This window comes from Bradyrhizobium sp. USDA 4454 (genome assembly GCF_054822705.1).
Genome location: NZ_JBTRCN010000001.1, coordinates 8,099,377 through 8,121,432 on the forward strand (window position 1 = coordinate 8,099,377; position 22,056 = coordinate 8,121,432).

General features: G+C 65.4%; 19 protein-coding genes. 13 read left to right on the top strand and 6 right to left on the bottom strand.

Features of this window, described 5'->3' with window-relative positions; translation table 11 throughout:
- Nucleotides 1-317 precede the first annotated feature (317 nt).
- Nucleotides 318-752, top strand: a complete 435-nt coding sequence (locus ACVIW0_RS37695; RefSeq protein ID WP_461356834.1) for a VOC family protein — start codon at nt 318-320, stop codon at nt 750-752.
- A 157-nt stretch (nt 753-909) separates the two neighbouring features.
- Here ACVIW0_RS37695 and secA read toward each other — a convergent pair whose 3' ends face one another.
- Nucleotides 910-3,774, bottom strand: a complete 2,865-nt coding sequence (gene secA / locus ACVIW0_RS37700) for a preprotein translocase subunit SecA (protein WP_461356835.1) — start codon at nt 3,772-3,774, stop codon at nt 910-912.
- A 366-nt stretch (nt 3,775-4,140) separates the two neighbouring features.
- Between secA and ACVIW0_RS37705 the strand changes: the two genes are divergently transcribed.
- Both ACVIW0_RS37705 and argJ read left to right on the top strand, forming a co-directional pair.
- Nucleotides 4,141-5,079: a peptidylprolyl isomerase gene (locus ACVIW0_RS37705; RefSeq protein WP_461356836.1), complete on the top strand. Its 939-nt coding sequence runs from the start codon at nt 4,141-4,143 to the stop codon at nt 5,077-5,079.
- A gap of 274 nt (nt 5,080-5,353) precedes the next feature.
- Nucleotides 5,354-6,598: a bifunctional glutamate N-acetyltransferase/amino-acid acetyltransferase ArgJ gene (gene argJ, locus ACVIW0_RS37710; RefSeq protein ID WP_461356837.1), complete on the top strand. Its 1,245-nt coding sequence runs from the start codon at nt 5,354-5,356 to the stop codon at nt 6,596-6,598.
- A gap of 151 nt (nt 6,599-6,749) precedes the next feature.
- Here argJ and ACVIW0_RS37715 read toward each other — a convergent pair whose 3' ends face one another.
- Nucleotides 6,750-8,099, bottom strand: coding sequence for a TadE/TadG family type IV pilus assembly protein (locus ACVIW0_RS37715; protein ID WP_461356838.1), 1,350 nt, complete (start codon nt 8,097-8,099; stop codon nt 6,750-6,752).
- Between the two features lie 168 nt (nt 8,100-8,267).
- Here ACVIW0_RS37715 and ACVIW0_RS37720 point away from each other — a divergent pair, with 168 nt between their 5' ends.
- Entirely contained in the window at nt 8,268-8,678 is a 411-nt protein-coding gene (locus ACVIW0_RS37720; protein ID WP_461356839.1) for a (deoxy)nucleoside triphosphate pyrophosphohydrolase, read from the top strand.
- Between the two features lie 406 nt (nt 8,679-9,084).
- Here the strand turns inward: ACVIW0_RS37720 and ACVIW0_RS37725 are convergent, their stop codons facing one another.
- The gene (locus ACVIW0_RS37725) at nt 9,085-9,927 is read right to left on the bottom strand and encodes a methyltransferase domain-containing protein (RefSeq protein ID WP_461356840.1); all 843 of its coding nucleotides are present in this window, start codon (nt 9,925-9,927) and stop codon (nt 9,085-9,087) included.
- A 79-nt stretch (nt 9,928-10,006) separates the two neighbouring features.
- Between ACVIW0_RS37725 and ACVIW0_RS37730 the strand changes: the two genes are divergently transcribed.
- From ACVIW0_RS37730 to ACVIW0_RS37750, 5 genes are all read left to right on the top strand, one after another.
- The gene (locus ACVIW0_RS37730) at nt 10,007-10,816 is read left to right on the top strand and encodes a ComF family protein (RefSeq protein WP_461356841.1); all 810 of its coding nucleotides are present in this window, start codon (nt 10,007-10,009) and stop codon (nt 10,814-10,816) included.
- Between the two features lie 29 nt (nt 10,817-10,845).
- On the top strand, nt 10,846-11,118 hold the full coding sequence (gene grxC, locus ACVIW0_RS37735) for a glutaredoxin 3 (protein WP_212021057.1): 273 nt from the start codon (nt 10,846-10,848) through the stop codon (nt 11,116-11,118).
- A complete protein-coding gene (locus ACVIW0_RS37740) occupies nt 11,118-11,996 on the top strand; it encodes a carbon-nitrogen hydrolase family protein (protein ID WP_461356842.1) in 879 nt (292 codons plus the stop codon). The genes grxC and ACVIW0_RS37740 overlap by 1 nt, the downstream gene beginning before the upstream one ends.
- Nucleotides 11,993-12,463 (top strand): DUF1178 family protein, encoded by a 471-nt coding sequence (locus tag ACVIW0_RS37745; RefSeq protein WP_461356843.1) that lies wholly within the window; start codon nt 11,993-11,995, stop codon nt 12,461-12,463. The genes ACVIW0_RS37740 and ACVIW0_RS37745 overlap by 4 nt, the downstream gene beginning before the upstream one ends.
- 124 nt (nt 12,464-12,587) lie before the next feature.
- Nucleotides 12,588-13,028 carry an EamA family transporter gene (locus ACVIW0_RS37750; RefSeq protein WP_461356844.1) on the top strand — a complete coding sequence of 147 codons (441 nt, stop codon included), beginning with the start codon at nt 12,588-12,590 and terminating at the stop codon, nt 13,026-13,028.
- On the opposite strand, the gene ACVIW0_RS37755 is transcribed toward ACVIW0_RS37750, so the two are convergent.
- The 3 genes from ACVIW0_RS37755 to ACVIW0_RS37765 all read right to left on the bottom strand — a co-directional run bounded on the left by ACVIW0_RS37755 (nt 13,029) and on the right by ACVIW0_RS37765 (nt 15,403).
- The gene (locus ACVIW0_RS37755) at nt 13,029-13,928 is read right to left on the bottom strand and encodes an EamA family transporter (protein WP_461357539.1); all 900 of its coding nucleotides are present in this window, start codon (nt 13,926-13,928) and stop codon (nt 13,029-13,031) included.
- A gap of 236 nt (nt 13,929-14,164) precedes the next feature.
- Nucleotides 14,165-14,923 (bottom strand): bifunctional 2-polyprenyl-6-hydroxyphenol methylase/3-demethylubiquinol 3-O-methyltransferase UbiG, encoded by a 759-nt coding sequence (ubiG, locus tag ACVIW0_RS37760; protein WP_461356845.1) that lies wholly within the window; start codon nt 14,921-14,923, stop codon nt 14,165-14,167.
- A gap of 12 nt (nt 14,924-14,935) precedes the next feature.
- Nucleotides 14,936-15,403, bottom strand: coding sequence for a PH domain-containing protein (locus ACVIW0_RS37765; RefSeq protein ID WP_461356846.1), 468 nt, complete (start codon nt 15,401-15,403; stop codon nt 14,936-14,938).
- Nucleotides 15,404-15,637: 234 nt separating this feature from the next.
- Between ACVIW0_RS37765 and ACVIW0_RS37770 the strand changes: the two genes are divergently transcribed.
- The 4 genes from ACVIW0_RS37770 to prmC all read left to right on the top strand — a co-directional run bounded on the left by ACVIW0_RS37770 (nt 15,638) and on the right by prmC (nt 21,756).
- Nucleotides 15,638-16,894 carry an aspartate kinase gene (locus tag ACVIW0_RS37770; RefSeq protein WP_461356847.1) on the top strand — a complete coding sequence of 419 codons (1,257 nt, stop codon included), beginning with the start codon at nt 15,638-15,640 and terminating at the stop codon, nt 16,892-16,894.
- A 463-nt stretch (nt 16,895-17,357) separates the two neighbouring features.
- The gene (gene ptsP, locus ACVIW0_RS37775) at nt 17,358-19,625 is read left to right on the top strand and encodes a phosphoenolpyruvate--protein phosphotransferase (protein ID WP_461356848.1); all 2,268 of its coding nucleotides are present in this window, start codon (nt 17,358-17,360) and stop codon (nt 19,623-19,625) included.
- A gap of 57 nt (nt 19,626-19,682) precedes the next feature.
- Nucleotides 19,683-20,762, top strand: a complete 1,080-nt coding sequence (gene prfA, locus ACVIW0_RS37780) for a peptide chain release factor 1 (protein WP_461356849.1) — start codon at nt 19,683-19,685, stop codon at nt 20,760-20,762.
- Between the two features lie 97 nt (nt 20,763-20,859).
- Nucleotides 20,860-21,756 carry a peptide chain release factor N(5)-glutamine methyltransferase gene (gene prmC / locus ACVIW0_RS37785; protein WP_461356850.1) on the top strand — a complete coding sequence of 299 codons (897 nt, stop codon included), beginning with the start codon at nt 20,860-20,862 and terminating at the stop codon, nt 21,754-21,756.
- The last annotated feature ends 300 nt before the right edge of the window (nt 21,757-22,056 follow it).

A 22,056-nucleotide genomic window follows, 5' to 3' on the forward strand; every position in this document is an offset into this window, starting at 1 on the left:
GAGGCCTTGATGCGCTTGACGGCTCGTCCAACACGCCCGGCAATATTGGGATACAGAGCACTAACAAGTGGTTGATCGAAAGCCTAACATCGCCTTTGGGTGGCAGATGCATCCGCCGCTGGGCTTAGCGCCGGGTTAGCAGGAACCCGAATTCGCGGAAAATACCGCCGGCCCGTCGCCGCCAGACGGCCGTGCGAGGGTTCCAACAAAAGTCCGGCCGATATGTCGGGGTGCCCGCCGCCCGCTCGTCCTCCGGATGCGCTCGCTTGCGCGCGTTTCCGGCTTTCCTCTCCCTCGATCACAAGGATTCTCTCCCCATGACATCGATCACGCCGTTCCTGTGGCTTGACAACAACGTCCGCGATGCCGTCGCGTTCTACAAATCGGTGTTTCCGAACGCCAAGATCGAGACCGTCAGCGACTTCATGGCGAGCTTCACGCTCGAAGGGCAGCGGTTCTACGCGCTCAATGGCGGGCCGCAGCACAAGTTCAACGAGGCGGTGTCGTTCTTCCTCAGCGTCGAGACCCAGCAGCAGGTCGACTACTTCTGGGAGAAGCTCACCGACGGCGGCCAGGAATCGCGCTGTGGCTGGCTCAAGGACCGTTTCGGCCTGTCCTGGCAGGTGATCCCGACCGCGCTGAGCCGCTACCTCAGCGACCCCGACCGCGCCAAGGCCGACCGCGTCATGCAGGCGATGCTGAAGATGCAGAAGATCGTGATCGCCGATCTCGACAAGGCGCATGTGGGGTGATGGCGACGCAGCTGCGATAGCGGCACGTCACGGCTAGCAGCGGCTGACGCATACCTGTCGCGGAAGACCGTAGGGTGGGCAAAGCGACTTGTCCGCCGTAGCTCGAAGAGCGAAGGCGGAAGCGGGCCATCCTTACAATCGCGACAATCGCGGCTGCTTACGCGTAGCGCCCATGGCAGTGCTTGTACTTCTTGCCGCTTCCGCACGGGCAGTCCTCGTTGCGGCCGACCTTGCCCCAACTCGTCGGGTCGTTCGGATTGCGGTCGGCGGCCGACATGGCAGGCGCCAGCGAGGCCTGGGCGTAGGTGGCTTCGCTCAGGCTGGCGCGGGCGAACTCGTCCTCGCCGGTGTTGGGATCGAGCTTGTGCGCCTCCATCAGCGGCAATGGCTGCGGCGGCTCCTCCGGCGGCACGATCTCGACCCGCATCAGCTGCGCGGTGACCGCCTCGCGCAGGTGCGCGCTCATCTCCTGGAACAGGTTGAAGGCCTCGGTCTTGTACTCCTGCAACGGATCGCGCTGGCCGTAGCCGCGCAGGCCGATCACCTGGCGCAGATGGTCGAGCATGATGAGATGCTCGCGCCAGAGATGGTCGAGCGTCTGCAGCAGGATGGTCTTCTCGACGTAGCGCATCACGTCGGGGCCCCATTGCGCGACCTTGGCCGCCATCCGCTCGTCGACATGGTTCTCGATGCGGGTGAGCAGCTCCTCGTCGGCGATGCCCTCTTCCTTGGCCCATTCATCGACCGGCAGATCGATATCGAGCACGCGCTTCAGCTCTTCCTTCAGCCCCGCGGTGTCCCACTGCTCGGCATAGGCGTGCTCGGGGATGTGCTTGGCGACGACGTCCTCGACGAAGGCATGGCGCATGTCGGTCACGGTCTCGACCACGCTGTCGTCCTTCATCAGGTCGACGCGCTGGTCGAAGATCACCTTGCGCTGGTCGTTCTGGACGTTGTCGAATTTGAGCAGGTTCTTGCGGATGTCGAAGTTGCGCGCCTCGACCTTCTGCTGCGCCTTCTCCAGTGCCTTGTTGATCCAGGGATGGATGATGGCTTCGCCTTCCTGGAGGCCGAGCCGTTGCAGCATGCTGTCGAGCCGGTCGGAGCCGAAGATGCGCATCAGATCGTCTTCCAGCGACAGGAAGAATTTCGAGCGGCCGGGATCGCCCTGACGGCCGGAACGGCCGCGCAGCTGGTTGTCGATGCGGCGGGATTCGTGGCGCTCTGAGCCGATGATGTAGAGGCCGCCCGGCTTCTTTACGGTCTTGGCCGGCTTGTTGCCCTTGGCGGGCTCGACTTCGAAATCCTCTTCCGCCTTCAGCACGATCTCGCGGAAGCGCTCGATGTCGGCCTTGATCTGCTCGATCTTCTTCGCCTTCTCCGCCTCGTCGGTGATCCCTGCGGTCTCCTGCTGGATCCGCATCTCGAGCGAGCCGCCGAGCTTGATGTCGGTGCCGCGGCCGGCCATGTTGGTGGCGATCGTGATCGCGCCGGGCACGCCGGCTTCAGCGACGATATAGGCTTCCTGCTCGTGGAAGCGCGCGTTCAGCACCGCGAACAGCTTGGCCGGCTTGCCGGCGCGCGCTGCGGCATAGAGCTTCTCCATGCCGGATTCGGAGGTGAAGTCGATCTGCTTGTAGCCGTGCTTCTTCAGGTAATCGGCCAGCACTTCCGACTTCTCGATCGACGCGGTGCCGACCAGCACCGGCTGCAGCCGCTTGTTGGCGCGCTCGATCTCGGCAAGGATCGCGGCGTATTTCTCGTTCTGGGTGCGGTAGACCTCGTCGTCCTCGTCGAGACGCGCCACCGGCAGATTGGTCGGGATCTCCACGACCTCGAGCTTGTAGATGTCGAACAGCTCGTCGGCTTCGGTCAGCGCCGTGCCGGTCATGCCGGACAGCTTCTGGTACATCCGGAAATAGTTCTGGAAGGTGATCGAGGCCAGCGTCTGGTTCTCGGGCTGGACCGTGACGTGCTCCTTGGCTTCCAGCGCCTGGTGCAGGCCTTCCGAATAGCGCCGGCCCTGCATCATGCGGCCGGTGAACTCGTCGATGATGACGACCTCGTCGTCGCGGACGATGTAGTCCTTGTCGCGGGTGAACAGCGTGTGGGCTCGCAGCGCCTGGTTGACGTGATGCACGACGGAGACGTTCTCGACGTCGTACAGCGAATCGCCCTTGAGCTGGCCGGCATCGCGCAGCAGGTTCTCGAGCTTCTCCATGCCGGCTTCGGTCAAGGTCACCGTGCGCTGCTTCTCGTCGACCTCGTAGTCGTCCTTCTTGACCAGCTTCGGCATGAAGGTGTCGATGGTGTTGTAGAAATCCGAGCGGTCGTCGAGCGGGCCGGAGATGATCAGCGGGGTGCGCGCTTCGTCGATCAGGATCGAGTCGACTTCGTCGACGATCGCGTAGAAATGCTCGCGCTGGACCATGTCCTCCAGGCGATACTTCATGTTGTCGCGCAGATAGTCGAAGCCGTATTCGTTGTTGGTGCCATAGGTGATGTCGCAGGCATAGGCTGCCTTGCGCTCGGCATCGTCGAGGCCGTGCACGATCACGCCGGTGGTCAGCCCGAGGAACGCGTAGATCTGGCCCATCCAGCCGGAGTCGCGGCGGGCGAGGTAATCGTTGACGGTGACGACGTGGACGCCCTTACCGGCGAGCGCGTTGAGGTAGACCGCCAGCGTCGCGACCAGCGTCTTGCCTTCACCGGTCTTCATCTCGGCGATGTCGCCCTCATGCAGCACCATGCCGCCGATCAGCTGAACGTCGAAATGGCGCTGGCCGAGCGTCCGCTTGGCCGCCTCGCGCACCGTGGCGAAGGCCGGGACCAGGAGATCGTCCAGCGTCTTGCCATTGGCGAGCTGCTGCTTGAATTCGGCGGTGCGGGCCTTGAGCTCGTCGTCGGAGAGCTTGATGAGCTCGGGCTCCAGCGCATTGATGGCGCTGACGCGGGACTGATAGCCCTTGACCCGACGGTCGTTGGCGGAGCCGAAAAACTTGCGGGCGAGCGCGCCGATCATGCGAAATTCCTGTTCTTCGGTCTCGAGTTCGGTCTTGGTTCGGTCTTGGAATGCAGCCTGAGATGGTCCAACGGCTCGCCTATCAACTCACCGTGACGCGCTACGGCGCGAGCCCCGGCCCGGGGCTCCCTCGCCAATTGAGTGGGAAACAGGCCAACCTGGGTTCAACGGCGAAAAACGCAGCAAAATAAGCGCTCTCACCGCCGACACGGTTGGCCAGAGATATGGCCCGGTCGGGGGGTTGTCAACGCCGGTAAGATGTCAAGGAATTCATCATTTTGACACGACTTTCGCGTTGCCAATGTAACACGATTGGGCGAGTGTCCGCCCCGCTCGAGCTTCCCCCCTTTAGACCAAGGATTTTGCATGACCACCTCGCCCCCGGAATCCAAGACCGGCCTGCGCCTCGGCCTTGCCACCCTGGCCGCCACGGGCTGTCTTGTCGCAGTGCTGGCCGCCGGCCTTCCGGTCCGCGCCGCGGAGTCCGACCCGGTGCTGGCGAAGGTCAACGGTTCCGATATCCATGCCAGCGACGTGGCGCTCGCCGAGGAGGAACTCGGCCCGAGCCTGCAGCAGATGGACCCCGCGACCCGCAAGGACAACGTGCTGTCCTTCCTGATCGACATGAAGATCGTGTCCAAGGCCGCCGAGGACAAGAAGATCGAGAACAATGACGACTTCAAGAAGCGGCTCGCCTTCACCCGCAACCGCCTGTTGATGGACAGCCTGCTCGCCAGCGAGGGCAAGGCCGCGACCACCGACGACGCCATGAAGAAGGTCTACGACGAGGCCGCCAAGCAGATCACCGGCGAGCAGGAAGTGCGCGCCCGCCACATCCTGGTCGAGACCGAGGACGAGGCCAAGGCGATCAAGGCCGAGCTCGACAAGGGCGCGGATTTCGCCGAGCTCGCCAAGAAGAAGTCCAAGGACCCCGGCGCCTCCGACGGCGGCGACCTCGGCTTCTTCACCAAGGAGCAGATGGTGCCGGAATTCTCCGCCGTCGCCTTCTCGCTCGAGCCGGGCAAGATCTCCGACCCGGTCAAGTCGCAGTTCGGATGGCACATCATCAAGGTCGAGGAAAAGCGCAACCGCAAGGCGCCCGACTTCGAGCAGGTGAAGGCCCAGATCGAGACCTATGTGACCCGCAAGGCCCAGGCCGACTATGTCGCCAAGCTGCGCGAGGCCGCCAAGGTCGAGCGCATGGACAAGCCGGCCGATGCTGCCAAGGATGCGAGCGCGCCGGCGGATGCGGCCAAGGACGCGCCGAAGCCCGCCGACACCAAGATGGCGCCGGCGAAGAAGTAAGCTTCGCAACGCCGACAGCTTGAATACGCGATGGCCGGGCTCGTCCCGGCCATTTGCGTTTTGAGGTGCTTCGTAGCCCGGATGAAGCGAAGCGTAATCCGGGTCGCCGCCTTTCAACGCGGAGAGACTTTCCCGGATTGCGCTTCGCTCCATCCGGGCTACGGGTCATCGCTCTTGAACGATTCATGACAGCGCGTTCGGGTCACAGCCCTCTCCCGCTTCTCACTGCGAGGTGATATGCAGCGCTTCCCTCCCCGTAGCCGGAAGCTTGCCGATGTCCACCGCCGTCTCCCCCCTCGCCCCGCCTGACGTTCCCAAGATGCCCGTGATCGCGGGGGTGCGGCTTGCGACCGCTGCCGCCGGCATCCGCTACAAGGGGCGTACCGACGTGCTGCTCGCACTGCTGGACAAGGGCACCACGGTGGCCGGCGTCTTCACCAAGTCGAAATGCCCGTCGGCGCCGGTCGAATGGTGCCGCGCCAAGCTGAAGGGCGGCGGTAGCGCCCGCGCGCTGGTGGTCAATTCCGGCAACGCCAACGCCTTCACCGGCAAAACCGGCAAGGCCTCCACCGCGCTGACCGCGCAGATCGCCGCGAAGGCGGTCGGCTGCTCGACGTCGGACGTGTTCCTCGCCTCCACCGGCGTGATCGGCGAACCGCTCGACGCCACCAAATTCGACGGCGTGCTGGCGCAGCTCGCCGCGAACGCGACGCCGGATCTCTGGATGGACGCAGCGAAGGCGATCATGACCACCGACACCTTCCCGAAGGTCGCCACCGCGACCGTCAAGCTCGGCAAGGCCAAGGTGACGATCAACGGCATGGCCAAGGGCGCCGGCATGATCATGCCCGACATGGCGACCATGCTGTCCTTCATCTTCACCGACGCGCCGCTATCGGGCGGCGTGCTGCAAGCGCTGCTCAAGACCGGCGTGGAAGACACTTTCAATGCGCTGACCATCGACGGCGACACCTCGACCTCGGACACGCTGCTGGCGTTCGCGACCGGAGCGGCGGCGGCCAACGGCGCGCCAAAAATCTCGCGCGCCAGCGACCCGCGCCTGAAGGCCTTCGCCAAGGCATTCCAGCAGATCCTCGCTGATCTGTCCGAGCAGGTGGCCCGCGACGGCGAAGGCGCGCGCAAGCTGGTCGAGGTCGTGGTCGAGGGCGCGACGACAAAGCCGTCGGCGCGCAAGATCGCGATGTCGATCGCCAATTCACCGCTGGTGAAGACCGCGATCGCCGGCGAGGACGCCAATTGGGGCCGCGTGGTGATGGCGGTCGGCAAGGCCGGCGAGCCGGCCAACCGCGACAAGCTCTCGATCTCGTTCAACGGCATCCGCGTCGCCAAGAGCGGCGCGCGCGATCCGTCCTACAACGAGAAAGAGGTGTCGGAGGCGATGAAGGCGCCGAAGATCCAGATCAAGGTCGCGCTCGGCCTCGGCAAGGCCAAGGACCGCGTCCTGACCTGCGACCTCACCAAGGAATACGTCGCGATCAACGGCGATTACCGGTCGTAGAGTATTATCCCGTCAGCCTGAGGAGCGCGGCACGCGCGTCTCTAAGGATGCACGGCCCAGATGGCTCCGCGTGGAGGGGGCCGGGCCGTGACCCTTCGAGACGGCCGCTTCGCGGCCTCCTCAGGGTGACGGGAGAGATAGGACGCGCGGCCTAGCTGCTGATCCGCGCGTCGGCGACGGCCTTCTTGAACAACGCGTTCATTGCGTCCGCGATGCCCTGGGTCGGGCTGACCTCGAAATAGAAGCCCGGCGAGGCGCAGGCCTGCATGTTCTGCGCGATCTGGCTGTTCGGCGACGGGCCGAACGGGCCCTGGTTGAACGGATCGATCCAGGTCATGTACCAGTTGTTGGTCGGCAGCTGCAGATAGGTGGTGTAGAGCACCGCGATCTTGATGTTGCGCTTCTTGATCACATCACACAGCGCCGGATTGATCGGCGACTGGCAGCGATTGCTGCCGGTGATCGGCTTCAGGCAGCTTGAATTGGGCTCGTCGGCCACGCCGTCGGACACGAAGAACAGATACTTCATCGGCGCCGACGACGTCCCGGCGCCCGGGTTTCCGATCTCGTTGTTGATCTGCGGGAAGATGGTCGTGAACTGGCTGTCCTTGTCCGCGGTGTAGGCATCGTTGTTGCCGTAAACGCCCATCAGATCGATGTTGCCGGCGGCCGACTTTGCACTCGGCAGGCTCGACGACAGGGTGAACAGGCTGCGCAGGCCATAGCTCGCCGAGGACGCGCCGAAGTCGTAGATCGCCATGCGGAACTGACTCGAATAGGTCTGGGTCGTCGCCGCGGTGTCCATCAATTGCTGGGTCGCGCTGCGCAGCACGTCGATCCGCGTCGTCACGCCAAGCGATTTCGCCAGATTGTAGTAGTTGTTGGGGTCGTTGTAGTCGTGGCAGGCGAAGGCGCATTGGTCGTTCGGCTTGAAGCTGTTGCCGGTGGTGGCATTGACCAGCTTGGCGACGTCCGTCGGCGTGGCGCCGACGCCCATCGACGGCGAGTTGTCGAGCAGCAGGTAGAAGTCGATATAGAGCGGCATGTTCGCGGTCGAGGTCGACGAGCCCGACACCGACATCTTGCTCTGGCCGATCACGCCGAGGAACATGGTCGGGACGTCGGCGGTGAATTTGACGGTCGAGGTGATCGTGCCGCCGGTCTTGGTCATCGTCGGCGTCACGCTGGTCAGCGTGAAGCCGTTCTGGTTGAAGATGTTGCCGTTGAAGATCTTCTTCGCATCGGCCTCGCCGGCCGGAATCTCACCGTCCAAAGTCATGGCGCCGGCGGCAATGAAGCCGGGCGATTGCTTGGCCACCGACCCGACGCTCGCCGCGTCGGCGGCGGAGATCAGCTTGCTGCGAATCTGATTGGCGCGGGAATAGTCGACCGCGCATCCGACCGCGATGACGAGTGGCAGCAAAGCGAGTCCGAAGGTCATCGCGATGTTGCCGGAGCGATCGCGGCGGAAACGGCTGATGGTCCGTATCAAGGTGCTCATTTATATCGGCAGAGAATATGATGGGTCGATCAACAGCTTTACCCTGCCGGCTGCGGATTAAGGCGGGCTTATCGCGAATGAAGAAAAAGTGCGCGGCGACAAATCGTTTGGCGGCGGGAGCTTTGCTGGTTAATGAAATCTTGAAGATTGCAAGGACATCCGGACCGCATGGCTGACATCAAGCTGACCCTCGTCGTCGCCTGCGCGCTGGTCGATGCCGACAAGCGCGTGCTGCTGGCGCAGCGCCCCGCAGGCAAGGCGCTGGCGGGGCTGTGGGAATTCCCCGGCGGCAAGATCGAGCCCGGCGAGCGGCCGGAGCAGACCCTGATCCGCGAGCTGCACGAGGAGATCGGCATCACCGTGAGCGAGCCCTGCCTCGCGCCGCTGACCTTCGCCAGCCACGCCTATGAGACCTTCCATCTCTTGATGCCGCTCTACATCTGCCGCCGCTGGGAAGGCATGGCGATGGCGCGCGAGGGCCAGAACCTCGCCTGGGTGCGCGCGGGCAGACTGCGCGACTACCCGATGCCGCCGGCGGACATCCCGCTGCTGCCGCATCTGATGGATCTCTTGCTGTGACCTTCGGCCGCTCCCCACGCGCGGGGAGGCGCGGCGGCAAAAAACATCGAAACAACCCCATGCAAACGAGCCGGCAGTGGCCGCGCTCGACTAAGCGACTTGACACGTCGGGCAACTCACCGGCATAATTCCATTATTCCGAAATTGTGGAAGCGTCTCTCGCCCCTTGCTCGCTGATAAGGCGCCGACGGTAAGGGACGCACGGTGGACCGGCTCCCTCCCCCTTGCGGGGGAGGGCTGGGGAGAGGGGTGCCACACGGCGCGCTCTCTCAGCGTGCATTGCGAAGACGCGCGCAGAATTGCAAAAGCGATGATCACACCAGTATCTCGCCCGGGGCCACCCCTCTCCCCGACCCTCCCCCGCAAGGGGGGGGAGGGAGCCTGAGCGGCGTGCTCACCTCACGCTTCAGCGCTTCGCCTGCTTCACCGCCGCCTCCAAACTCGCCTTCGCCGAGCCTGGCTTGAGCGGCTTTTGCTGGCTTTCATGCGGCGCCCAGCCGGAGAGCCAGACGATGTCGAAGGTGGCGCGGATGCGACCGTCGGGATCGGCGAAGCGCTCGCCGTAGATCTGCGCCATGCGCAGCATGGTGGCGCGGCGGGTCGGGGCGTGGCGGCGCTCGCGCAGCACGTTGGTCGCGCCCATGCGCCTGAGGTCAGCCATCAGCGCGAACGCGCTTGCATAGCGCACCACGACGCGGTCGACATCGGTGACCGGCAGCGCGAAGCCGGCCCGCTGCAACAGCGCGCCGATGTCGCGCAGATCGACGAACGGCGCGACCCGCGGCGAGACGCCGCCCTCGCACTCCGCCTCCGCCGCGGCGAAGCTTTGCCTGAGTTCGGTCAGCGTATCGCCGCCGAGCATCGCCGCCAGCAACAATCCGTCAGGCTTCAGCGCGCGGCGGATTTGCGCCAGCACGCCGGGCAGATCGTTGACGAACTGGAAGGCCAGCGCGGAGACCACGAGATCGAGCGACTCCGGCGGCAGGCCGAGCGCTTCCCTCTCGGCAAAACCGATCGCATCGACCGCGGCGACCCGCCCGCGCAGCGCCTCCGCGAGCCCGTCACCCGGCGTCCAGACATCGGCCGCCGCCGAAAAGCGGCGCGACACCGCCTGCAAGCGGTCCGCCATGTCCTCGGTGGCGCGCTCGAGCAGGAACGTCGCCGCCCCCGCGGCCCGCGCACGCGCCAGCCGCGCGCCGAGCAAGGCGCGATCGAACAGGATGGGGGCTGCGGGCGGTGTCGTTGCCATGGCGGGTTGGTTACGCCGGAGCGCCGCCGCAGGCAATGCGCCTTGAGCCCGTGCGGCTCAAACGCTAGCCTCGCCCGCCATGAGCGCCGAGACATCACCGACACGCTCGATTTCCGGTCATTTTCAGCGCGCGCTCGGCGTGATCTCCGGTGCATGGCTGCGCACCGCGCGGCTTGCACTCGACATCGCGCTGCCGACGCTGTGCGTGTCCTGCCGCGAGCCGGTTCACGGCGAGGGCGTCTGCGCGGCCTGCTGGGCCAAATTGTCGTTCATCGCGCCGCCATTCTGCCCGCGGCTCGGCATTCCCTTCGTCTACGATCCCGGGCCCGAGCTCTTGTCGATGGAGGCGATCGCCAATCCACCGGCCTACCAGCGCGCCCGCGCCGCGGTGCGCTATGACGACGTCGCGCGCACGCTGGTGCACGCATTAAAATACCAGGACCGCACCGATCTGGCGCCGACAATGGGTCGTTGGATGGCCCGGGCGGGGAAGGAATTGCTAGATGGCGCCGACATGCTGGTTCCGGTTCCGCTGCACTGGCGGCGCGGCTGGAGCCGTCGCTACAACCAGTCCGGCGCGCTCGCCACGGTGATCGCGCGCCAGAGCGGCGTCAAAATGGTCTCCGAGGCGCTGCGGCGGACCCGCGCTACCGAGCAGCAGATCGGGCTGTCGCGCAAGGATCGCGCCAGCAATGTGCAGGGCGCATTCGGGGTCGCCGATGAACGCAAGGCTGAAATCCAGGGCCGCCGTGTGATCCTGGTCGACGACGTCCTGACCTCGGGCGCCACAGTGGATGCCTGCGCACGGGCCTTGCTGCGCGCCAAGGCCGCGCAGGTCGACGTGCTGGTGTTCGCCCGGGTTGTCGACCAGCACGGCGCTCCCATATAATCCGGTATTCTGGTTCAACCGAGCACACCATGACCGCTGCCATTGAAATCTACACCCGCCCGGGCTGCGGTTATTGCACCGCGGCCAAATCGCTGCTGACGCGCAAGAACGCGGCGTTCACCGAATTGAGCGTCGCCAGCAACCCGGCCTATCGCGACGAGATGTACAGCCGCGCCGGCGCCGGGACGACCTTCCCGCAGATCTTCATCGGCAAGACCCATGTCGGCGGCTGCGACGAGCTCTACGCGCTCGACCGCGAGGGCAAGCTCGACGGCCTGCTCAGCAACGGAGGCGGCGCCTGATGAGCACGGACAATATTTTCACCGCGGCCATGGTGCAGATGCGCACCGGATTGCTGCCGGAGCCGAGCCTCGAGCAGGGCACGCGGCTGATCCGCGAAGCGGCGGCGCAGGGCGCGAAATATGTGCTGACGCCTGAGGTCAGCAACATGATGCAGCTGAACCGCAAGGCGCTGTTCGAGCATCTGGCCAGCGAAGAGGACGACAAGTCGCTGAAGACGTACCGCGCGCTCGCGGCCGAACTGAAGATCCATCTGCATGTCGGCTCGCTGGCGCTGCGCTATTCGCCGGAGAAGGCAGTCAACCGCTCGTTCCTGATCGGGCCCGAGGGCAACGTGCTCGCGAGCTACGACAAAATCCATATGTTCGACATCGACCTGCCGGGCGGCGAGAGCTACCGCGAATCGGCCAATTACCAGCCCGGCGAGACCGCGGTGATCTCCGACCTGCCCTGGGGCCGGATTGGCCTCACGATCTGCTACGACGTGCGCTTCCCGGCACTGTACCGCGCCCTCGCCGAAGCCGGTGCGTCGTTCCTCACCGTGCCGTCGGCCTTCACCCGCAAGACCGGCGAGGCGCATTGGCACACGCTGCTGCGCGCCCGCGCCATCGAGACCGGCTGCTTCGTGTTCGCAGCCGCGCAGGCCGGGCTGCATGAGAACAAGCGCGAGACCTTCGGCCATTCGCTGATCATCGATCCCTGGGGCGAGATCCTCGCCGAGGGCGGCGTCGAGCCGGGCGTATTCCTGGCCGAGATCGATCCCGCCAAGGTCGAGACCGCGCGCAAGACGATTCCGTCGTTGCAGCATGGCAGGCGTTTCGGCATCGCCGACCCCAAGGCCGGCCCGGAGCATCTGCATCTGGTCCGGGGTTCGGCATGATCCGCTACACGCTGCGCTGCGAGCGCGGCCATCAGTTCGAGAGCTGGTTCCAGAGCTCTTCGGCCTATGAATCGCAAGAGCGGCGTCACCTGATCGATTGTCCGTCCTGCGGCTCTGATAAGGTCGAGCGCGCCATCATGGCGCCCCGGGTCGTCAGCAAGAAGGGCCGCGAGCCGGCCCGGCCTGCGCCCGCGGCGCCTGTCGAAGCAGCGTCCACCGAATCGACCTCGCTGCTGATGGCGCAGGAGCGCGAGCTGCGCAGCAAGCTGAAGGAGCTGCGCGACCACATCGTGAAGAACGCCGACAATGTCGGCGACCGCTTCCCCAACGAGGCGCGCAAGATGCATTACGGCGATATCGAGCACCGGCCGATCTACGGCGAGGCCTCGCCCGAGGAAGCCCGCGCGCTGATCGACGAGGGCGTCGAGGTCTCCCCGCTGCCGACGCTGCCGGAAGACCGGAATTGAATCCCCTTTCGTCATTCCGGGGCTCGCGAAGCGAGAACCCGGAATCCATCGGGCCGCAAACCCAGCGTTGGAATGGATTCCGGGCTCGCGCTTCGCGCGCCCCGGAATGACGGAAGAGAGCGACATGATCCCCGAAACCTTCTCTTCCTGGCAGGTCTGGGCGTTCCTGTCCGCCGTGTTCGCGGCGCTGACCGCGATCTTCGCCAAGGTCGGCGTCGAGGGCATCAACTCCGATCTCGCCACCCTGATCCGTACCGTGATCGTGCTGATCACGCTGTCGGCGATCCTGTTCGCGACCGGGCAATTCACCCAGGCCGGACCGATCTCGGCCAAAAGCTGGCTGTTCCTCTTGATGTCCGGGCTCGGCACCGGCGCGTCGTGGATTTGCTATTTCCGCGCGCTCAAGCTCGGGCCGGCCACCCTGGTCGCCCCGATCGACAAGCTCAGCGTGGTGCTGGTGGCGCTGTTCGGCGCCGTCTTTCTCGGCGAGCGCCCCTCGGCCTATGGCTGGATCGGGATCGCACTGATCTCGGCCGGCGCGGTGTTGATTGCGGTGAAGGGGTAATTAGGCCGCGATCAAGAGCGCGACGCCGATCACGATCAGGACGATGCCGAACACCTCACGCAGCGAGAACGGCTGCTTGAGCGAAAAATACGCCACGCCCTGCGCGAACAGCACCTCGATCAGCGCCAGCGTGCGCACATTGGCGGCGGCGGTGAGCGCGAACGCCAGGAACCAGAATTGCGACGAAAACGCGCCCATGAAGCCCGCGAACAGCGAGGGCCGCCACAGGCCGAGGATCTTCCGCAGCACATCGGGCGCGCGTAGCAACAAATAGACCGACAGGATCAGCGTCTGGACGAACAGGCTCCACATCAGCGTGCAGGACGCCGCGGTCACGAACGACACGCCGGGTACGGCAATGATGGCGCCACGAAAGCTCACCGCCGAGATCGCGAACACAGCGGCGGCGCCGAGACCGAGCACGGTCGGGCGCAAATCGGCAAAGCTCTTTTGCCCGCCGGGCCTGAGCGCCGTGATGACGACGCCAACCGTGGCGATCACGATCGCGATCACCTTTGATGTCGTGAGATGATCGCCAAGGAAGATGAAGCCGAAGATCGCGGTCTGGATCGCCTCGGTCTTCATATAGGCCGTGGTCACCACAAAGGAGCGGTCGTTCATTGCGAGCAGCATGAAGCCGGTGCCGACGATCTGGCTCAGCGCGCCGGACACCAGCCACGGCCAGAACGAGGCCGCCGGCCACGGCACGCGATCGCCGGTCAAGAGCACCGCCAGCGCAAAGAACACTACCGCGAACGGCAGGCCGAACAGGAAGCGGATATTGGTCGCGCCCCAGGTGCCGAGCGGCGCGGTCAGATGCCGCTGCATCGCATTGCGCGCCACCTGCCCGAACGCAGCGACGATGGTGAAGGGGATCCAGAGCGAGGCGATCGTGAACATGCGCGATGAGGAAGGCGTGCCGGGGCGGGAGTACACGCGCAGCGTGCCGATTGCGGATGATGCGGTCAACGGAGCCGGCGCATGACAGGGCTGCGATCGCGCCGCGATCTGCCGTAGCCCGGATGGAGCGCAGCGCAATCCGGGGGAACCCCTACCGCGGACAAATCGGCCCCGGATTACGCTTTCGATCCATCCGGGCTGCGCAAGCTATCGTGTGACCACGATCGGGGACTTGCTCACACCTCTTCCGCCACCACCATGTAGTTGACGTCCATGTCGGTCGAGACCGTCCATTTGTCGGCGAGCGGGTTGTAGACCACGCCGGCCTGCTCGGTGACGGTGAGGTTGACGTCGCCGAGATAGCGCTCGAGCTCGGCGGGGGTGACGAACTTGCTCCACTCATGGGTGCCGCGCGGCAGCCAGCGCAGCACGTATTCGGCGCCGACGATCGCCAGCGCAAAGCTCTTCCAGTTGCGGTTCAGGGTCGAGACCACCATCAGCCCGCCGGGCTTGAGCATGACAGCGCAGCGCTTGATGAAGGCGCCGACGTCGTTGACGTGCTCGACCACCTCCATCGCCAGCACGATGTCGAAGCGCTCGCGCGCGTCCATCTCCTCCACCGTAGTGCAGCGGTAGTCAATCGACAGATGGCCCTTGTCGGCGTGCAGTTTTGCGGCCGAGATATTGGTGGCAGACGGATCGATCCCGATCACCTGGGCACCGAGCCGGGTGAACGGTTCGCACAGCAGCCCGGCGCCGCAGCCGATGTCGAGCAGGCGCAGGCCGGACAGGCAGTTCAGGCTCTTGGCGTTGCGCTCGAACTTGCGGCAGGCAGCGTCGCGGATATAGGTCAGGCGCAGCGGATTGATCTTGTGCAGCGGCGCCATCTTGCCCCGCGGGTCCCACCATTCATCCGACAGCTTCGAGAATTTCGCGACCTCGGCCGGATCGACCGAACCGGAGGAGGCATTGGACAGAGTTGATTGTGCGGCCATGGATGCGCGCCCCTATCGCGCGGTGATCGAATTGCGGAACGACAGCGGCGCGGCGATGGTCTTGATGGTCTCGATGCCCTCGCCGACGCCGCGGATGGTGACGTCGCCATAATTGAGCAGCCGCCCCATGATGCTCTGGTTGACGTCGACGCTCTCGACCTTGTCGAGGCTCATCTCGAAGGTGCGCCGCTTGATGAAGCCGGTCTTGTGCACGACGCGGAGATTGGTGACGTCGGTCTCGGTGGTCCAGCGGTGGAACCAGGCAGCAGCAGTCCAGTAGAGCGCCGCGACCGCGACAACGGCGGCGGCCGCCAGGCAGGCCAGAGTGAGGCCGTCGACCGTCGTCATGCGCGAGGCGATCAGCAGCGCCAGCGCGACGATCCAGGCCAGGATCGCCTGCCAGTAGAAGATCCAGTGCGCATTGGTGGAATACAGCACCTTCTCGCCGGGCTGCAGGATATCGTCGATGTAACGTCCCATCCGATCCGCCTTCGCATTGCGCCCCGGTCACCCCCAGCGAGTCACCCTTGAGTCACCCTTGCGCCACAGCCCGCCCGCAACCGGCAAAAACACCCCTCAAGGACCTCAAGAGAGCCCTACCAACCGGCTTGCCCCCGGGCGCGGCGCTATGTATACGCGCCTTTCGGTCCCCATGCTTGCGGTTTTCGGCGTGGGTTAACCTACTTATCCTCTTAAAGGAATAGACGCGTCGTCATGGGCCGCCTCGTGATGAAATTCGGCGGTACGTCCGTCGCCAATATCGATCGTATCCGCAACGTCGCGCAGCACGTGAAGCGCGAAGTCGACGCGGGCCACGAGGTCGCCGTGGTCGTCTCCGCGATGTCCGGCAAGACCAACGAGCTGGTGGCCTGGTGCACCGACGCCTCGCCGATGCACGACGCCCGCGAATATGACGCGGTGGTCGCCTCCGGCGAACAGGTCACCTCGGGCCTGCTCGCGATCGTGCTGCAGGGCATCGGCATCCAGGCCCGCTCCTGGCAGGGCTGGCAGATCCCGATCAAGACCTCGGACGCGCACGCCTCGGCGCGGATCCTCGATATCGACGGCACCGAGATCATCACCCGCTTCAAGGAGCGCAAGGAAGTCGCCGTGATCGCCGGCTTCCAGGGCATCAATCCCGACACTGGCCGCATCACCACGCTCGGCCGCGGCGGTTCGGACACCTCGGCGGTGGCGATCGCAGCCGCGCTGAAGGCCGACCGCTGCGACATCTACACCGATGTCGACGGCGTCTACACCACCGATCCCCGCGTGGTGCCGAAGGCGCGCCGGCTCGACAAGATCGCATTCGAGGACATGCTGGAGCTGGCCTCGCAGGGCGCCAAGGTGCTGCAGGTTCGCTCGGTGGAACTCGGCATGGTGCACAACATGCCGATCTTCGTGCGCTCCAGCTTCGACAAGCCAGAGGACATCGACCCGCACGCCAACCAGCCGCCGGGCACGCTGATCTGCAGCGAGGAGGAAATCATGGAAATGCACGTCGTCACCGGCATCGCCTTCTCCAAGGACGAAGCCCAGATTTCCGTGCGCCAGATCGAGGACAAGCCGGGCGTCGCCGCGGCGATCTTCGGGCCGCTCGCGGATGCCAACATCAATGTCGACATGATCGTGCAGAACGTGTCGGAGGACGGCAAGACCACCGACCTCACCTTCACGGTTCCGGCGAGCGACTACAACCGCGCCAAGGACACGATTACCTCCGCCAAGGCCAAGATCGGCTATGCCAGGCTCGACAGCGCGACCGACGTCGCCAAGGTCTCGGTGATCGGCAGCGGCATGCGCAGCCACGCCGGCGTCGCCGCCAAGGCGTTCAAGGCGCTGGCCGACCGCAACATCAACATCCGCGCCATCACCACCTCCGAGATCAAGTTCTCGGTGCTGATCGACGCCGCCTACACCGAACTCGCGGTGCGCACGCTGCACACGCTGTACGGACTGGATCAGGCGTAGGGCTGACCGGCAGGCGGGACACCCTGTCATTCCGGGGCGGCGCGAAGCGTCGAGCCCGGAATCCATTCCACCACTCGGATTGCGGCCCAATGGATTCCGGGCTCGCGCCAAGTGGCGCGCCCCGGAATGACGAGGGGATAGATCCAGTCCCTCGCAATCGGAACTAGCCGCCTCTACCCACCCCACCCCGGAGTTAGAATTTCTCTTAGCGGGCGCAGCATAGGGCTGACGCAGGCGTTATTTGCTACTGGCAGGCGTTTTGCTTGGCAAAGCCAGCCTCGATTGGCTATACGGCCCAGTCAGGTAGGCTGTCGCAAACTGTGGCACAGTTTGAGCGATCCCGAATCGGCGGGGACTGGCGCGAGCGGCGACACCGAATGACTAAAATTGTTGTGTTTGACGAGTTTTGCGCCAGCGGCCGGCCGGCCCGGTGCGCCGGCCTCGTGGGGAGGGACTGAAGCACATGCGGAGCGCGTCGGGAGGCCCACGCATCCTGTTGAGACGGCTCCGCGAAACCATGGCGGAGCAAGTCTCCGCCCAGGAGCGCCTCGACAAGATCGTGGTGCTGATCGCGGCCAACATGGTGGCCGAGGTCTGCTCCTGCTACGTGCTGCGCGTCGACAACACGCTCGAGCTCTACGCCACCGAAGGTCTGAACCGCGACGCCGTGCACCGCACCGTGCTGAGCGCGCATGAAGGCCTGGTCGGCCTCGTCGCCAGCGAGGCGACGCCGCTCAACCTGTCCGATGCGCAGAGCCATCCGGCCTTCGCCTACCGCCCGGAGACCGGCGAAGAGATCTACCACTCGTTCCTTGGCGTGCCGATCCTGCGCGCCGGAAACACGCTCGGCGTGCTGGTGGTGCAGAATCGCGCCAAGCGCACATATGTTGAGGAAGAGGTCGAGGCGCTGCAGACCACCGCCATGGTGCTGGCGGAAATGATCGCCTCCGGCGAGCTCGCCGCGCTGGCCCAGCCCGGCGCCGAGCCCGCCGCGCGGCACTCGCTGCACAAGACCGGCGCCGTGCTGTCCGACGGCATCGCGCTCGGCCATGTCGTGCTGCACGAGCCGCGCGTCGTCATCACCAATTACATCGCCGAAGACCTGCCGAAGGAGGTCAAGCGGCTCGACACCGCGCTGGCCAATTTGCGCGCCGATCTCGACCGCATGCTGGAGCGCGGCGACGTCGCCGACGGCGGCGAGCACCGCGAGGTGCTGGAAGCCTATCGCATGTTCGCCAACGACCAGGGCTGGTCGCACAAGCTGCATGAAGCCGTCGCCACCGGCCTCACCGCGGAGGCCGCCGTCGAGCGCGTGCAGTCCGACACCCGCGCGCGCATGCTGCGCTCGACCGATCCCTATCTGCGCGACCGGCTGCACGACCTCGAGGATCTCGGCCATCGCCTGATGCGGCAACTGGTCGGCCAGGACCATGCGCCGTCGCGCGAGCAACTGCCCGACAACGCCATCCTGATCGCCCGCGCGATGGGCCCCGCGGCGCTGCTCGACTATGACCGCAAGCGGCTGCGCGGCCTGGTGCTGGAGGAAGGCACCGCGAATTCCCACGTCTCGATCGTGGCGCGCGCGCTCGGCATTCCCGCGGTCGGCGAAGTGCCGAACGCGCCCGGCATCGCCGATCCCGGCGACGCCATCATCGTCGACGGCATTTCCGGCGAGATCTATGTCCGCCCCTCCGCCGAGATCGAATCGGCCTATGCCGAGCGGGTCCGGTTCCGGGCGCGGCGGCAGGCGCAGTATTCGGCGCTACGCGACAAGCCTTGCGTGACCAAGGACGGCCAGCCGATCGAGCTCCTGATCAATGCCGGCCTGACCATCGACCTGCCGCATATCGAGGAAACCGGCAGCGCCGGCATCGGCCTGTTTCGCACCGAATTGCAGTTCATGGTGAGCCCGAACCTGCCGCGTTCGAGCGACCAGCTCGCGCTTTACCGCACCGTGCTCGATGCCGCGGGGGCAAAGCCGGTCACCTTCCGCACGCTCGATATCGGCGGCGACAAGGCGCTGCCCTATATGGAGACCGTGGTCGAGGAAAATCCGGCGCTCGGCTGGCGCGCGATCCGACTCGGCCTCGATCGCCCCGGCCTGCTGCGCGGCCAGATCCGCGCACTGCTGCGCGCCGGCGGCGGCCGCGCGCTGAAGATCATGTTCCCGATGATCTCCGACATCGCCGAATTCGACCAGGCCAAGGCGATCGTCGAGCGCGAGCTGACCTATCTGCGCCAGCACGGCCACTCGCTGCCCGAGCGGATCGATATCGGCACCATGGTCGAGGTGCCGGCGCTGCTCTACCAGCTCGACGAGCTCTTGAAGAAGGTCGACTTCGTCTCGGTCGGCTCCAACGACCTGTTCCAGTTCCTGTTCGCGGTCGACCGCGGCAACGCCAAGGTCTCGGAACGCTTCGACATCCTGTCGGCGCCGATCCTGCGCGCGCTGCGCGACATCGTGCGCAAGGCCAAGGCCGCGAAGAAGACCGCCTCGCTGTGCGGCGAGATGGCGTCGAAGCCGATCGGCGCGCTGGCGCTGATCGCGCTCGGTTATCGCTCGCTGTCGCTGTCGGCGACCGCGCATGGCCCGGTCAAGGCGCTGATCCTCGACCTCGACGCCACAAAAGCGGAGGCGATGATCAATCCGCTGCTGGACGCCCCCGTCGGCAGCGTATCGATCCGCGAGGCTCTGACCAAGTTTGCGGAGACCGAGGGGCTGGCCTTGTAGCGACGCTGTCATCGCTGTTGCCACCCTTCGCGCCTTCCGCAAATTCGAGATACCGTCATGCTACCCGAAGCCAAACTCGACGTCCTGCTCGCTCATCACGCCTCGCTCGAGGCCGAGCTGCTCGGCGAGGTCAAGTCCGACCGCTATGTTGCCATCACGCGCGAGCTTGCCGAGCTCAATCCGCTGATCGACGCGGTGAAGACGTATCGGTCGGCCCGAACCGAGCTCACCGACACAGAGGCGATGCTGGCGGATTCCGGTACCGATCCCGAGATGCGCAGCATGGCAGAAGCCGAGCTGGACACGCTGCAGGCGCGGATCGGCGATCTCGAGCAGAAGATCCGCGTTGCGCTGTTGCCCAAGGACGCGATGGACGACCGCAACGTGGTTCTGGAAATCCGCGCCGGTACCGGCGGCGACGAGGCCTCGCTGTTTGCCGGCGACCTGTTCCGGATGTATGAGCGCTTCGCCGCCTTGCAGGGCTGGAAGGTCGAGGTGATCTCGGCCAGCGAAGGCACCGTAGGCGGCTTCAAGGAAATCATCGCCGAGGTGCAGGGCCGCGGCGCGTTCGCCAAGCTGAAATTCGAATCCGGCGTGCACCGGGTGCAGCGCGTGCCCGACACCGAAACCCAGGGCCGCATCCACACCTCGGCCGCCACTGTTGCCGTGCTGCCCGAGGTTGAGGACGTCGACGTCGACATCAAGGACACCGACTTGAGGATCGAGACCATGCGCGCCGGCGGCGCCGGCGGTCAGCACGTCAACAAGACCGAATCGGCGATCCGCATCACTCATCTGCCGACCGGCATCGTGGTGATGATGCAGGACAGCCGCTCGCAGCACAAAAACCGGGCGTCGGCGATGAACATCCTGCGCTCGCGCATCTATGATGCCGAACGCCAGCGCGTCGAGGCCGCGCGCTCCGCCGATCGCAAGGAGAAGGTCGGCTCCGGCGATCGCTCCGAGCGCATCCGGACCTATAATTTCCCGCAAGGGCGCGTCACCGACCATCGCATCAATCTGACGCTCTACAAGCTGCCGCAGGTGATCGCCGGCGAAAGCTTAAGCGAACTGATCGATGCGCTGACCACCGAACACCAGGCCGCGCAGCTCGCCGCACAGGGCGCGGCGGCGTGACCGCGCCCGTAGCCCGGATGAAGCGAAGCGAAATCCGGGAATCCTGCGCGCGGGTGACCCTGCCCCGGATTGCGCTTCGCTCCATCCGGGCTACCGGATGGTGGTGTCGTCCGTGAACCAGTTCACTGGCCAGACGATCGATGCGGCGCGGCGCGCGCTTACGACGCGATTGGCAACCGCCGGCAATGACTCCGCCGAGCTCGACGCACGGCTCTTGGTCGGTGCCGCGCTCGGCCTTGACCTGACCGGCATGATCACCGCGGCGCATCGCGCGCTGACCGCAACCGAAGCCGATCAGCTCGAATCCCTCGCACAACGCCGCCTCGCCGGCGAACCGGTCGCGCGCATTCTCGGCGTCAAGGAGTTTTGGGGCCTGCCGCTGCGCCTCTCCGCCGCGACGCTGGTGCCGCGCCCCGACACCGAGACCGTGGTCGAGCGCGCGCTAGACCTGCTGCGCGGCGACGGCGCGGAGAATCGCGCCTTGCGGATCGCCGATCTCGGCACCGGTTCCGGCGCGATCCTGCTGGCGCTGCTCTCGGAACTGCCGAACGCGCATGGCTTCGCCACCGACATCTCGGCCGAGGCATTGCAGACCGCGAAGTGGAATGCCGCCGAGCTCGGACTCGCCGCGCGCACGACATGGATCGAATGCGACTATGCCAGCGCCCTGACCGGCACGTTCGACCTGATCGTGTCCAACCCGCCCTACATTCCCTCGGCCGACATCGCCGGTCTCGACATCGAGGTGCGTGCGCACGACCCGCGCGCGGCGCTGGACGGTGGTTCCGACGGACTCGATGCCTACCGCGCGCTGATTTCGCAATCTGCGGGTATTTTGGTATCGGGTGGATTTCTGATTGTGGAAATTGGACAGGGCCAAGGGGGCGCCGTTGAAGCGCTGATGACGGCGTCCGGGTTATCCCCAACAGGCTCACCGAGGGCCGATCTCGGAGGCATTCCGAGGGCCGTTTCAGCCCGCCGGCTGCCCCGATAAAGTCCTATTGGAACGCAAAAAAACCTCTTGGATTATCCCCCGGGAACGACTACGTTCCGGGCACAACATCGGTGCTGGCCCCGTAATCGTTACGGGTGATGACCAGGGTTCAGCAGAGCCCGCCGATCGAAAGGTTCCAGGAACGCAGGTCTATTGAGCGCAATAGCCGAAGCTGTGCTGCTCTGACCGCCAAGCGAACGAAAGCCTGTAATTGCGCTTGAAGACTTACGCACGAGAACTGGGCCTGTCTCAACGGGCGGAATGATTTGGTCGCTGGCGGGCGTTGCCGGCGGTTGGGGA

Coding starts and splice junctions, on each gene's coding strand:
- ACVIW0_RS37695 (WP_461356834.1), top strand. CDS start 318: ATGACATCGATCACGCCGTTCCTGTGGCTTGACAACAACGTCCGCGAT.
- secA (WP_461356835.1), bottom strand. CDS start 3,774: ATGATCGGCGCGCTCGCCCGCAAGTTTTTCGGCTCCGCCAACGACCGT.
- ACVIW0_RS37705 (WP_461356836.1), top strand. CDS start 4,141: ATGACCACCTCGCCCCCGGAATCCAAGACCGGCCTGCGCCTCGGCCTT.
- argJ (WP_461356837.1), top strand. CDS start 5,354: ATGTCCACCGCCGTCTCCCCCCTCGCCCCGCCTGACGTTCCCAAGATG.
- ACVIW0_RS37715 (WP_461356838.1), bottom strand. CDS start 8,099: ATGAGCACCTTGATACGGACCATCAGCCGTTTCCGCCGCGATCGCTCC.
- ACVIW0_RS37720 (WP_461356839.1), top strand. CDS start 8,268: ATGGCTGACATCAAGCTGACCCTCGTCGTCGCCTGCGCGCTGGTCGAT.
- ACVIW0_RS37725 (WP_461356840.1), bottom strand. CDS start 9,927: ATGGCAACGACACCGCCCGCAGCCCCCATCCTGTTCGATCGCGCCTTG.
- ACVIW0_RS37730 (WP_461356841.1), top strand. CDS start 10,007: ATGAGCGCCGAGACATCACCGACACGCTCGATTTCCGGTCATTTTCAG.
- grxC (WP_212021057.1), top strand. CDS start 10,846: ATGACCGCTGCCATTGAAATCTACACCCGCCCGGGCTGCGGTTATTGC.
- ACVIW0_RS37740 (WP_461356842.1), top strand. CDS start 11,118: ATGAGCACGGACAATATTTTCACCGCGGCCATGGTGCAGATGCGCACC.
- ACVIW0_RS37745 (WP_461356843.1), top strand. CDS start 11,993: ATGATCCGCTACACGCTGCGCTGCGAGCGCGGCCATCAGTTCGAGAGC.
- ACVIW0_RS37750 (WP_461356844.1), top strand. CDS start 12,588: ATGATCCCCGAAACCTTCTCTTCCTGGCAGGTCTGGGCGTTCCTGTCC.
- ACVIW0_RS37755 (WP_461357539.1), bottom strand. CDS start 13,928: ATGTTCACGATCGCCTCGCTCTGGATCCCCTTCACCATCGTCGCTGCG.
- ubiG (WP_461356845.1), bottom strand. CDS start 14,923: ATGGCCGCACAATCAACTCTGTCCAATGCCTCCTCCGGTTCGGTCGAT.
- ACVIW0_RS37765 (WP_461356846.1), bottom strand. CDS start 15,403: ATGGGACGTTACATCGACGATATCCTGCAGCCCGGCGAGAAGGTGCTG.
- ACVIW0_RS37770 (WP_461356847.1), top strand. CDS start 15,638: ATGGGCCGCCTCGTGATGAAATTCGGCGGTACGTCCGTCGCCAATATC.
- ptsP (WP_461356848.1), top strand. CDS start 17,358: ATGCGGAGCGCGTCGGGAGGCCCACGCATCCTGTTGAGACGGCTCCGC.
- prfA (WP_461356849.1), top strand. CDS start 19,683: ATGCTACCCGAAGCCAAACTCGACGTCCTGCTCGCTCATCACGCCTCG.
- prmC (WP_461356850.1), top strand. CDS start 20,860: ATGGTGGTGTCGTCCGTGAACCAGTTCACTGGCCAGACGATCGATGCG.